Source organism: Paraburkholderia sp. RL18-085-BIA-A, from assembly GCF_046027075.1.
In the GTDB taxonomy this organism is placed as follows: domain Bacteria; phylum Pseudomonadota; class Gammaproteobacteria; order Burkholderiales; family Burkholderiaceae; genus Paraburkholderia.
In genome coordinates, this window is sequence record NZ_JARESU010000008.1 from 162,216 (window position 1) to 174,214 (window position 11,999).

Genomic DNA, 11,999 nt, shown 5'->3' on the forward strand with positions numbered 1-11,999 from the left:
CCTGAATCAACGCGCTTTTACCATCGGATTTTCATGAGCGAACTTCGTATCCGCGGACTGCGCAAATCGTTCGACGGCCAGCCGGTGCTGCACGGCATTGACCTCTCGGTCGAGCGCGGCACCCTGCTCGCGCTGCTCGGTCCGTCGGGCAGCGGCAAGACCACGTTGCTGCGTCTGCTGTGCGGCTTTGAACGCGCCGATGCCGGCAGCGTCGAGATCGACGGCCGCCGCGTCGCCGACGACAACCTGCACGTGCCGTCGGAACAGCGGCGCATCGGTTATGTGCCACAGGAAGGCGCGCTGTTTCCGCATCTGTCGGTCGCCGACAACATCGTGTTCGGCTTGCCGCGCACGCAGCGCCGCGCGCGCCATCGGGTGGCCGAACTGCTGGAGCTGGTTGGCTTGCCGGCGGACTTCGGCGAGCGCGCGCCGCAGCAGTTGTCGGGCGGCCAGCAGCAGCGCGTCGCGCTGGCCCGCGCGCTGGCGCCAGCGCCGACGCTGGTGATGCTCGACGAGCCGTTCTCGTCGCTCGACGCCGCGTTGCGGCTCGAAACCCGGCAAGCGGTGGCCAGCGCGTTGGCGGCCACCGGCGCGACGGCCGTGCTGGTCACGCACGACCAGTCCGAAGCGTTGTCGCTCGGACATGAAGTGGCGGTGTTGTGGAACGGCCGGCTGATCCAGACAGCGACGCCGGAGACGCTGTACCAGCGGCCGGTGACGCGCGAACTGGCGTCGTTCGTCGGCGAGGCGGTGTTGTTGCCGGGGATGGCGGAACGGGACCGCGTGAGTTGCGAACTCGGCGACCTGGCGCTGACCACGCCCATGAGCAATGGCGCGGTCGATGTGATGGTGCGGCCCGAACAGATCCGCCTGCTGCGCGCCGGTGAGACGACGCCTGACGGCGCGGCTTATGAAGCCGTCGTCACCGATGTGGTCTTTCAGGGGCAGGACGCCGGCGTGGCGCTGCAATTGCAGTCCGGCTCGCGAACGATGGTGCGCGCTCGGGTGCCGGGTTATCTGTGTCCACGGCCTGGGGAACAGGTGAAGGTTGCCGTGGATGGGAAGGTGACGGCTTACTTGCGCGGTTAGGGGCGTTGGGCGATTGCGGTTTCTCGGCGGCCGTTGTCAACCTGGCGGTCACGCGCGTGAAGCGCAAAACGACAAATGACAGCCTAACCGCCCTCGCCTCCTACACTGCCGCCGCCCGCGTCGGCGTCCGCAACGACAAATCCTGCACCATCTGCGCGGCCAGATAATCACAAGTCGGCCGGTCCGATTTGGCGCTGCGCGCCACCACGATCTCCAGCGGCGCGATCTTCGGCAAACCCTGCGCTTCGCCGAGAATCGCGAGCCGCGCCGGCACGCTGCAACGCGTGAGAGCAATCACAGACAGCCCTGCATCGACAGTCGCCACCAGACCCATCAGGCTGGCGCTGCTGAACGCCGCCCGATACCGAATCCGCGCGCCATCCAATGCGACCAGCGTATGCTGCCGCGCCACACAGCCGGGCTCGTAGAGCCCCACCGGCAACGGCGACGCCGCCAGCACCGGCGTGTCCACCGACGCCCCCACCCACACCATCGGCTCGCTGCGCACGAACTCGCCGCGCAGCTTGCGATCGCGCGTGACGAACGCGAGATCGATCTTGTTATCGGCGAGCATCGGCGCGAGCGACGTGCTCTGCGCGCAGACAATCTCGATCTCCACGTGCGGATACAGATTCGAAAATCGCCGCAACACTGGCGACAGCAGTGATGACACGTAATCGTCAGGCGCGCCGAGCACGACGCGCCCTGTCACCTCGGGCCGCACGATTGCCGACCACGCCTCCTCATGCAGCGCCAGCACGCGCCGCGCGTATTCGAGCAACGTATTGCCGGGCCGCGTGAGCGACAGATTGCGCGTGTTGCGCGCGAACAGCGTGGTGCCGAGCATGGTTTCGAGCCGCTTGATCTGCATGCTGACAGCCGCCTGCGAGCGATGCACGGTGGTCGCCGCCTTTGTGAAGCTGCCCGTTTCCACCACCGCGACAAAGCTGCGCAACAGATCGACGTCGAATTCCGGGTGCATGATTTATCAATTCGGCTGATGGAATTACTCAATTTAATTCGTTTGTGACAGCCACGCAAGCCGCGCAATACTTGGGGAAATCACGTCATTCCCCGTCACGGAGCCGCTTCGCATGCCCCTCACCCCACGTCAACAAGGCGCGATCACACTCGCCAGCGGCGGGCTTCTGATGGGCACGCTAGGTGTCTTCGTCGAAGAGGCGCGGCTCGACGCGTTGACGCTCGTGTTCTTTCGCTGCCTGTTCGGCTTTCTGTCGCTCGCCGCATATTGCGCCTGGAAGGGTTTCTTCACGCGCGCGCATTTCACGCGCCGCACCGTCGTGCTCGCGCTTGTCTCAGGCGTACTGATGGTCACCCAGTGGGTCGGTTTCTTCGACGCGATTCATCGCACCAGCATTGCGGTGGCGACGGTGGTGTTTCACGTGCAGCCGTTCTGGGTCGTGCTGATCGGCGCGGCGCTGTTCAACGAGCGGCTCGGCGCGGACCGGCTCGGCTGGATCGCGGCCGCCTTCGTCGGCCTCGTGCTCGCATCGGGCGTCGCCGCGACGGAGAATCTGCAGGGCCATACCAGCTACTTCATCGGCATCGGCGAAGCGCTGGTGGGATCGCTGCTCTACGCGAGCGTCACACTGATTGCGAAAGGGCTCGGCAATTTGCGGCCGCATCTGCTGACGCTCGCGCAATGCGCGGTCGGCGTGGTGTGCCTGCCGTTCATCGCGCCGCTTGGCGCCGTGCATATCGGCCCGATGCAGTGGTTCTGGCTGGTCGGCATGGGCGTGCTGCATACGGGGCTCTCGTATGTGCTGATCTACGGCGCGCTACCCAAACTGAGCACGCCGGTGATCGCCGTGCTGCTGTTCGTCTATCCGCTCACGGCGATCGTGGTGGATGCGCTCGTGTATGGCCGGGCGCTGTCGCTGCCGCAGCTCGCGGGAATGGTGTTGATTGTGGTGGCGAGTCTCGGGGTCAATCTCGGCTGGCCGCTGATGTCGTGGCTGCGTGCCGGCGGGCGGGCGCGGCGGCACGCTGATTGAGACACGGGCGCACCGCCGCATCCTGCGTTGGCGCCGACACTGCCCGCTCTCGTCGCTACGGCGAACTGGAACAAGCTTCGCGGCTGCCTTCGTCCAACCGTCGTGGTGGAAGCGGCAAGCGATCACGTCAGCTTTGCCCTCTCCCGTCAAATGGACCATCCGGCCGGCAAGCGTGATTCGGCGTGACCATAAGCCGCTCAGGCTGCCGACCGGCGTAGAAAACGTCGTCCAACCGAGGGAAAGCATGCCCGCTCGCAACCGCTCGCGCCACTCGGCCAAACGGCCATCTCACTGCGGCAACACCTCGCCCTTCGTCTCCGGAGCGAACGGAATCACGAACAGCCCGATCACGAACGCGAGCGCGGTCAACGCGACCGGCACGCCGAGCGTATGCATGTGCAGCACCGCCGCGCCGAGCAGAAAGTTGACACCGGCGCCGACAAACCGCCCGAACGACGTGCAGAAGGCAAACGCCGTGGCCCGCACTCGGGTTTCGAACTGCTCCGGCAGCCACAAGCTGAACAGCGCGAAATTGCCGCCGAAGAAGCCCAGCACGAAGAGCCACGCGATGAACGGCGCGAGCCCGTTCGGCAGATAGAACGCCCAGCCGAAACTGCCGAGGATCGCCACCGCCATGCCGGCGAAATAAATCGCCAGTGTTTTCTTGCGGCCGATGCGTTCGGCGATCGGCGGCAACGCGAGGCAGCCGAGAATCGTCCCGATGGACAGCAGCCCGGTAGCCAGCGACGCCATCCGGATCGAATCGCCTTTCGCGAGACCGGCGCGGCTCGCCAGCTGAATCACCGCCGACGGCTCGTACACCGCGCCGGCCCACAAGCCGATGATCGCAATGGTCAACAGGATGCACGCCACCCAGGTCCGGCGCCGATAGGTCGGCCCAAGGATTTCGCGCAGCGGACGGGTGGGCACGTGGTTCGCTTCAGCCTTTTGCCATTTCTCCGGCTCTTTCACGCGCAGCAGGATCAGAATCGCGACCACGACCGGCACCGCGCCGGTGAGGAACATCGCGCGCCAGCCGTAGTGCACGCCGATCGTGTAGTTGAGCGCCGCGGCCAGAAAGAACCCGGCGTAGTAGCCCGTTTGCAGATAGCCCGCGCCCATCTTGCGGCGATCCTCCGGCCACGCTTCCGCCACGTAAGTGCCGGCCAGCGCCCACTCGCCGCCGATGCCGACGCCCGCGATGAAGCGATAAATGCCGAGTTCCCACACGTTCGTCGAGGTCGCGGCGAGCCCCGTGAAAATCGCGAACGTGAAGATGGTGCCGGCCAGCACCTTGGTTCTGCCGAAGCGGTCGGCGAGCGGCCCCCAGATGAACGACAGTCCCCAGCCCACCAGGAACAGCGCGAACAGGATCGACCCGGCCAGCCCGACGTTCGCCGGCGTGGCCGCGAAACCGGAGCGCGGCAGCAACTCGGTCAAGGCTGGCGTCAGCACGAGCGCGTAGATGAACGAGTCCATCCCGTCGAGCGTCCAGCCGGCCCATGCTCCCCAGAATCCTACGATTTGCGAACGATTGAGCGGCGTGCGGCGCCGCGTGACCGTCGTGCGGTCGGTCAGTGTATTCATCATGCTCCTCCGGCCCTACGGTTGGCGTACGTAACAGGAACGACGAGATGGCGCGCGCTGATTGCTTGATGCAGGTGATTCGAGGCTCCTCGTCGTATAACGAAAGCAGCCAGTGCGGCCGGCCCGGCGGAAAATTCTTCCGGGTTTGTCCGCGTGCAAAACGCGTCTTTTTATATATAATATTTGATACTATGAGCGACGCAACCGATGGTTTTCCCCTGGTTACGCCCGCGCGCAGCCCGCTTTTGCCCGCTGCGCCGCCGCGTGAGAGCACCCCGCGTGTGATTGCGGAGGCGCTGCGCACGGCGATCGTCGACGGCACGCTGGCGCCTGGCGCGCCGCTGCGGCAGGACGCGATCGCGCGGCACTTTTCTGTCAGCGCAATTCCCGTGCGCGAAGCGCTGCGTCAGTTGGAAAGCGAAGGCTGGGTGCGCGCCGCGGTGCACAAAGGCGTCACCGTCGCCCCGTTGTCGGCGGACGAAGCGCGCGAGATCTACGAGATCCGCTCCGCGCTGGAGAGCCTCGCCATCGGCCTCGCGATTCCGAACCACACTGCCGCGACGCTGCGCGAAGCCGCGAGCCTGTGCCAAGCCGCCGAGCGCGAGCCGAACCCGTCGCTGTACGTCGCGCGCAATGCCGCGTTTCACATGAGCCTGTATGCGCCCGCCGGCCGGCAGCAACTCGTGGACATGATCGGCGTGCTGCATCGGCGGGGCGAACGATATCTGCGCCTGAAGTTCGGCTTGCCCGCGTACAAGGGCGAGTCCGACAATGAACACGCCGCGCTGCTCGACGCCGTGCAACGCCGCGATATCGCGGCGGCGCAATCGCTGGTGGTCGCGCATCTGCTCGGCACCGGCGAACTGCTGCATCGTTTTCTGACCGAACGCGCGCAGTCGGAAGCCGCGCTCGCGAATCAACCGAAGCCGCGCAGCAGACGCCCGCGCGCCACCACCGGGAGTTGACTGAGCCGATGAACCGCCCCGCCGATGCCTCACCCGCCGCCCGTAGCTGGACCACGCGCCGCGACGAGAAGAACCGCCGCCTCGCAGCCATTGCGTCCTGGCTCGAAGACGGCGTCCTGCCGCCCCACCGCATCGTCGATGCGCTCGAAACGCTGATCCAGCCCGGCGACCGCGTCGCGCTCGAAGGCGACAACCAGAAGCAGGCCGACTTTCTGTCCCGCTCGCTCGCCAAGGTCGATCCGCGAAAAATCCACGACGTGCATCTGCTGATTTCGAGCATCAGCCGTCCTGAACATTTGACGCTGTTCGAGCGCGGCATCGCGCACAAGGTCGACTTCTCGTTTGCCGGGCCGCAGAGCTTGCGGGTCGCGCAACTGCTCGAAGACGGCCAGCTCGAAATCGGCGCGATCTATACGTACGTCGAACTGTACGCGCGCATGTTCGTGGACCTGACGCCACAGGTCGCGCTGCTGTGCGCGGACAAGGCCGACCGGCACGGCAATCTGTACACCGGCCCGAACACCGAAGACACGCCGACCATCGCCGAAGCCGCAGCGTTCCGGCATGGCATCGTGATCGTGCAAGTCAACGAGATCGTCGACGAACTGCCGCGTGTCGACATTCCCGGCTCGTGGGTCGACGTGGTCGTGCAGGCGGACCGGCCGTTCGCCGTCGAGCCGCTCTTCACGCGCGATCCGCGCCACATCGGCGACCTCCAGGTGCTCACCGCGATGATGGTGATTCGCGGCATCTACCAACCCTATGGCATCACTTCGCTCAATCACGGCATCGGCTTCGACACCGCGGCGATCGAGTTGCTGCTGCCCACCTATGGCGAGTCGCTTGGGCTGAAGGGCAAAATCTGCCGCAACTGGACGCTCAATCCGCATCCCACGATGATTCCCGCGATCGAATCGGGCTGGGTCGACAGCATCCATTGCTTCGGCAGCGAAGTCGGCATGGAGGCGTATATCGAGGCGCGCCCCGACGTGTTCTTCACCGGCAACGACGGCAGCCTGCGCTCGAACCGCGTGCTGTGCCAGCTGGCTGGCCAGTACGGCGTCGATCTGTTCATCGGCTCGACCTTGCAGATCGACGCAGACGCGAATTCGTCGACCGTCACGCGCGGGCGTCTCGCCGGCTTCGGCGGTGCGCCGAACATGGGCCACGATCCGCGCGGCCGGCGTCATTCGAGCGAAGCCTGGCTCAAGCTGCTGAAGGATCAGGGACCGGTGTCGCGCGGCCAGAAGCTGGTCGTGCAACTGGCCGAGACTTACAAGAAAGGCGGCGAGCCAACCTTCGTCGATGAACTCGACGCCGTTGCCGTCGGTGCGAAAAACGGCATGCCGGTCGCGCCCGTGATGATCTATGGTGACGACGTGAGTCACGTCGTCACCGAGGAAGGCATCGCGCATCTGCACAAGGCCGAGGGCATCGAAGAACGGCGCGCGGCGGTGGCCGCCGTGGCCGGCGTGACGCCGATCGGCTTGCGCGCGAAGCCGGAGAAGACCGCCGAATTGCGCCGGCGCGGCATCGTCGCGTATCCCGAAGACCTGGGCATCCGGCGCGGCGAAGCCAAACGTTCGCTGCTGGCCGCGCGCAGCATCGACGATCTGGTGACGTGGTCGGGCGGTCTGTACGCGCCGCCTGCGCGCTTCAGGAGCTGGTGACGATGGCGCCCGCTGCTTTGTCGAAGCGTGCGGAAGGACGAGCGCATGCGCTGCCGGCCGCGCATGCGGATTCGGACGGCGCGGTTGCAGCCGCGTCACCCACTGATGCGCAACTGGCGCGTTACGCGGTCACCGCGCTGATCGACGAAGCGCAGCTCACGCCCAAGCCTGCACTGGTGGACCAGCGCGGCAGCGGCGCGCATCGCGACCTCGATCTCGCGACGATGCTGCGTTCGGCGCATGCGCTCGAGCCGACCTTCGCGGCGCTCGCGCGCGCCGCGCGCCGCCGTGGCGAGCCGTCCGCGCTGCTGCGCACCGAACTCGCGCAGATCGGCCGCGCCGGCGAGCAGGACATGCTGCGCGCTACCGGCGGCAGCAACGCGCATCGCGGCGCGATCTGGATCGTGGGGCTGCTGGTGGCGGGGGTGGCGGTCGATGCGTGCGCCGCTCCATCTGCGCTTGCATCTGCGCTTGCATCCGAGGTTTCGTCTCCCGCTGGCAATGCCAAACATCCGAACGCATCGCGAATCTGCACACGCGCCGCCCAAATCGCGTGCTTCCCGGACCGTTTCGCCGCGCCCTCGGACAGTCACGGCGAACGCGCACGCCAGCGCTATCAGGTCGGCGGCGCGCGCCGCGAAGCCCAGGACGGCTTCCCGCATGTGCTCGACGTAGGCCTGCCCGCGCTGCACGCGGCGCGCGCCCGGGACATCGACGAGAACCCCGCACGCGTCGATACACTGCTGGCAATCATGGCCTCGCTCGACGACACCTGCCTGTTGCATCGCGCGGGTCTGCCCGGCTTGCACGCCGGGCAGCACGGCGCGCGACGCGTACTGGACGCGGGCGGCAGTTCGACGCCGGCGGGCCGCGCCGCGCTGGCCGCGCTCGAACACGAACTGCTGTCGCTCAACGCATCGCCTGGCGGCGCGGCCGATCTGCTCGCCGCCACCCTCTTTCTCGACATGCTGGCGCCTCACGACGCCGGCCGGAGCCCAGACCCATGGAACATCTGACCTTCGACTACCCGGCGCAACGCGCCGTCACGACCCGCGCGCATGTCGGCGTAGTCGGCTCGGGCGATCTGGAAGTGCTGCTGTCGCCCGCCGATAACTCCGCCGCGCTCACCGCGCACGTGGTCGTGCGCACCAGCGTCGACGGCTACAGCCACATCTGGAAGAGTGTGTTCGACCGCTTCTTCACCCGCTACGACGGTGCCGCGCAAATCGAAATCAACGACTTCGGCGCGACACCCGGCATGGTCGCGCTGCGGCTTGCGGAAGCGGTCGAAGCCGCCGAAGCAGGAGACGACGCATGAACCACCTTGCAAGCGCTCATTCCGCACCGCTGCTGCGCGACAGTTTCATCGAACTGCCGGCGCGCGAACGCGCCCGCTCGCTGCTGGACGCGGGCAGCTTTCGCGAGCTGCTCGGCCCGTTCGACAAGATCGAGTCGCCGTGGCTCGCGCTGCAAGGCGTCGTCTGCCAGGCCGACGACGGCTGCGTGATCGCGCGCGGCACCATCGACGGCGAGCCCGCCGTGGTCGCCGCGATCGAGTCCGCGTTCCAGGGCGGCAGCATCGGCGAAGTGTCGGGCAGCAAGATCGCCGCGTCGCTCGAGATGGCGCTGCGCGACTGCGAACGCGGCAAGCTCGTGCGCCCGGTCGTGCTGTTCGAAACCGGCGGCGTGCGGTTGCAGGAAGCCAACCTGGGCCTCGCGGTGATCGCGGAGATTCAGGCCGCAATCGTCGCGTTGCGCCGGCACGTGCCGGTGGTCGGCGTGATCGCGGGCATGGTCGGCTGCTTCGGCGGCATGTCGCTCGCGGCGGCGCTGTGCTCGTATCTGATCGTGACGAAGCAGGGCCGGCTCGGCATGAACGGACCCGAGGTGATCGAGCAGGAAGCCGGCATCGACGAACTCGATGCAAGCGACCGCCGCCGCGTATGGCAACTGATCGGCGGCGAGCAGCGCACGGCGACCGCGCTCGCCGATCGACTGGTCGACGACGACGCCGACGCGGTACGCGCCGCCGTGCATGCCGCGTTCGCGCAAGGCGTGCCGGCCGCGCATCGCAGCGAACAGGTCGACGTGTTTCTGAAGCGGCTCGCGCTGATCGATCCCGCCAGCGTCACGCCGCAGAGCATGCGTGACGTGTACAACCCCCAACTTCACGCCGCCACCGGCAGGGAGCAGTCATGAGCGACACCCTTTCGACCCGCGGCGCGCGCTGGTTCCACGCGCTTGCCGGTGAACCGTCGGGCAAGGCGCCCGTGTGGAGCGGCGATGCGTCGCTTGGCGGCGAGACCGCGCGCTTCATCGCGGTCGTGCCCGACCCCGCCAACCGTTTCCCACGCGCGACCGATAACGTGGTCGGCCTCGAACAGGGCTGGCTGCTCGCGCGCGCCGTGCGCGAAGCGATCGAACAGGATGCGGCGGGCGGCACGCGCCGGCCGCTCGTCGCGATCGTCGATGTGAAGAGCCAGGCGTACGGCTATCGCGAGGAAATGCTCGGTGTGCACCTCGCGTGCGCGGCCGCCGTCGACGCGTATGCGTGCGCGCGCGACGCCGGCCATCCGGTGATCGCGCTGATCGTCGGACCGGCGATGTCGGGCGCGTTCCTCGCGCACGGCTATCAGGCCAACCGCATCGTCGCGCTCGACGCGCCCGGCACGCTGGTGCACGCGATGGGCAAGGAAGCCGCCGCGCGCGTCACGCGCCGCACGGTCGAAGCGCTCGACGCGCTCGGCGAAACCATCGTGCCGATGTCGTATTCGATGGCGTCGTTCGCGAAGCTCGGGCTGCTCGACCAGTTGATCGAAGGCGTCGATGCGGATGCGCCGGGCGCGTCGCAAATCGAGCATGTGCGACAGGTGCTGTGCGAGCAGATTCGCAGCGCGCGCGACGGTGGGCGCACGCTTGCGCATCGGCTGGAATCGGCGGCGGCGCGCACGAATCGCGCGGCGTCGATCGAGGTGCGCCGGCGTCTCGCCGAACAATGGGATGCCGTGTGATGCGGGTCTGCGCGGCGCCGCCGTTCGCTGGCGAGCATGCACTGTCATGCGACGCGCGATGGCGGCCGCACGACTTGCTGCGCTTGCGGCGCCTGCCCGCATTCGACGACGAACCGGCGTGGGTCCGCACGGCTTTCGAGCGCGCGCCGTATGCGGTCGTCAGACGCGCGCTGACCGCTGAGGGCTTCGTCGCGATCGGCATGCGCGGTGTCGGGCGGGCGCAGCGGTATGGCACGTGGGCACAGGCTGGCGATATCGAAAGCGCCGTGCCGCCCGAAGCGTTGGTGCAAACCGCGCCGCTTGCCGGACGCGACGCGCTGCCGCCATTCGCCGCCCTCGCCTTTTTGCGGAGCGACGCTGCCGGCCCGCTCGCCGGTTTTGTTTGGGGGCCAACGGGCAGCGCCGGTTTTGAACTGGCGACACGAGTCGCGGCGGTGACCGAGTCGAGCGATCTCGATCTGCTGATCCGTACGCCGGAGCCGCTCGCGCAAGATCTCGCCCGGGCCTTGCTCGGTCAACTGCAAGCGCTCGCGAAACACAGTGGCATTCGTGTCGACGCGCAACTCGAAACGCCCGCAGGCGGTGTCGCGCTGGCCGAGTGGGCAGCGGGCAAAGCGCGCGTGATGGTTCGCGATGCACGCGGCCCGCAGTTGATCGCCGATCCGTGGGCCGCCGCTCGCGTAACGCGCAGCGGTGTCGTCTGATGCTCGCGCTGCTGTTTCCGGGCCAAGGCGCGCAGACCGATGGCTTTCTGCACAGTCTGCCGCCGCATCGCGCGGTGCGCGACACGCTCGAAGAAGCCTCGCAGGTGCTCGGCGTCGATGCGCTGACGCTAGACACGCCGGACGCGCTCCGTTCGACCATCGCCGTGCAGCTCGGCTTGACGATAGCGGGTGTGGCGTTCGCGCGCGCGCTCGCTGATGAACAGCTCGAGCCGGAGATCAGCGCGGGGTTGTCGGTCGGCGCGTATGCGGCGGCGGTGAGCTGCGGCGCGGTGCGCTTCGCCGATGCGTTGACGATGGTGCGGCGGCGCGCCAAGCTGATGGAAGCGGCATATCCGTCCGGATATGGCCTCGCGGCGATTTCGGGTTTGACCGAGCATCAACTGGAAACACTCGCCGCGCGGCATGCGGATGAGGATCGGCAGCGCATCTATATCGGCAATGTGAATGCGCCGCGCCAGATCGTGATGGCAGGTGCGAACGATGCGCTGGACGCGTTCATCGTCCGCGCGCTGGCGGCGGGTGCGCGCAAGGCCACCCGGCTCGCGGTGAGCGTGCCGTCGCATTGCGAACTGCTCGCGCAGGCCACCGACGAACTCGTCGCGTATGCAGGCGAAGTGCCTTTCCACGCGCCGCGCAGTACGTATATCGGCAATCGCGGCGGCCGGCCGTTGTATACGGCGGACGCGATCCGCGACGATCTGGCGACCAACATGCGCTACACCGTGCGCTGGTTCGACGCGCTCACGGCCATGCAGGAGATGGGCGCTAAGGTGTTGATCGAAGCGCCGCCTGGACAGGTGCTGACCGATATCGCGCGTGAAAATTTTCCGGATACCACCACGCTCGCTGCCAGCAGCTTTTCGTTCGACAGACTCGTGGCGACGGCTCGCAGGCGGCTTGCGATGGAGTGACGAGGCGCAAGGCACCGCTGCGAGTT

General features: G+C 67.3%; 12 protein-coding genes. 10 read left to right on the forward strand and 2 right to left on the reverse strand.

The features are described 5' to 3' along the window. Positions 1-33: 33 nt before the first annotated feature. On the forward strand, positions 34-1,089 hold the full coding sequence (locus tag P0D89_RS08330; protein WP_408358857.1) for an ABC transporter ATP-binding protein: 1,056 nt from the start codon (positions 34-36) through the stop codon (positions 1,087-1,089). Between the two features lie 100 nt (positions 1,090-1,189). On the opposite strand, the gene P0D89_RS08335 is transcribed toward P0D89_RS08330, so the two are convergent. Next, on the reverse strand, positions 1,190-2,071 hold the full coding sequence (locus P0D89_RS08335) for a LysR family transcriptional regulator (RefSeq protein ID WP_408358859.1): 882 nt from the start codon (positions 2,069-2,071) through the stop codon (positions 1,190-1,192). Between the two features lie 112 nt (positions 2,072-2,183). Between P0D89_RS08335 and P0D89_RS08340 the strand changes: the two genes are divergently transcribed. Then, positions 2,184-3,104 (forward strand): DMT family transporter, encoded by a 921-nt coding sequence (locus P0D89_RS08340; protein ID WP_408358861.1) that lies wholly within the window; start codon positions 2,184-2,186, stop codon positions 3,102-3,104. A 288-nt stretch (positions 3,105-3,392) separates the two neighbouring features. Here P0D89_RS08340 and P0D89_RS08345 read toward each other — a convergent pair whose 3' ends face one another. Beyond that, positions 3,393-4,691 carry an MFS transporter gene (locus P0D89_RS08345; protein WP_408358863.1) on the reverse strand — a complete coding sequence of 433 codons (1,299 nt, stop codon included), beginning with the start codon at positions 4,689-4,691 and terminating at the stop codon, positions 3,393-3,395. A 191-nt stretch (positions 4,692-4,882) separates the two neighbouring features. On the opposite strand from P0D89_RS08345, the gene P0D89_RS08350 reads away from it, so the two are divergent. Genes P0D89_RS08350 through mdcH form a run of 8 tightly spaced genes read left to right on the forward strand, consistent with a single transcriptional unit; the run spans position 4,883 to position 11,973 of the window. Further along, positions 4,883-5,656: a GntR family transcriptional regulator gene (locus P0D89_RS08350; protein ID WP_408358865.1), complete on the forward strand. Its 774-nt coding sequence runs from the start codon at positions 4,883-4,885 to the stop codon at positions 5,654-5,656. 8 nt (positions 5,657-5,664) lie between these two features. After that, a complete protein-coding gene (gene mdcA, locus P0D89_RS08355) occupies positions 5,665-7,326 on the forward strand; it encodes a malonate decarboxylase subunit alpha (RefSeq protein ID WP_408358867.1) in 1,662 nt (553 codons plus the stop codon). 2 nt (positions 7,327-7,328) lie between these two features. Beyond that, positions 7,329-8,342 (forward strand): triphosphoribosyl-dephospho-CoA synthase, encoded by a 1,014-nt coding sequence (locus P0D89_RS08360; RefSeq protein ID WP_408358869.1) that lies wholly within the window; start codon positions 7,329-7,331, stop codon positions 8,340-8,342. After that, positions 8,330-8,644: a malonate decarboxylase subunit delta gene (locus P0D89_RS08365; RefSeq protein WP_408358871.1), complete on the forward strand. Its 315-nt coding sequence runs from the start codon at positions 8,330-8,332 to the stop codon at positions 8,642-8,644. Before P0D89_RS08360 ends, P0D89_RS08365 begins: the two co-directional genes overlap by 13 nt. After that, positions 8,641-9,525, forward strand: coding sequence for a biotin-independent malonate decarboxylase subunit beta (locus tag P0D89_RS08370; RefSeq protein ID WP_408358873.1), 885 nt, complete (start codon positions 8,641-8,643; stop codon positions 9,523-9,525). The genes P0D89_RS08365 and P0D89_RS08370 overlap by 4 nt, the downstream gene beginning before the upstream one ends. After that, a complete protein-coding gene (gene mdcE, locus P0D89_RS08375) occupies positions 9,522-10,337 on the forward strand; it encodes a biotin-independent malonate decarboxylase subunit gamma (RefSeq protein ID WP_408358875.1) in 816 nt (271 codons plus the stop codon). The genes P0D89_RS08370 and mdcE overlap by 4 nt, the downstream gene beginning before the upstream one ends. Further along, entirely contained in the window at positions 10,337-11,041 is a 705-nt protein-coding gene (locus P0D89_RS08380) for a malonate decarboxylase holo-ACP synthase (protein ID WP_408358877.1), read from the forward strand. The genes mdcE and P0D89_RS08380 overlap by 1 nt, the downstream gene beginning before the upstream one ends. Next, positions 11,041-11,973 carry a malonate decarboxylase subunit epsilon gene (gene mdcH, locus P0D89_RS08385; protein ID WP_408358879.1) on the forward strand — a complete coding sequence of 311 codons (933 nt, stop codon included), beginning with the start codon at positions 11,041-11,043 and terminating at the stop codon, positions 11,971-11,973. The genes P0D89_RS08380 and mdcH overlap by 1 nt, the downstream gene beginning before the upstream one ends. Positions 11,974-11,999 lie beyond the last annotated feature (26 nt).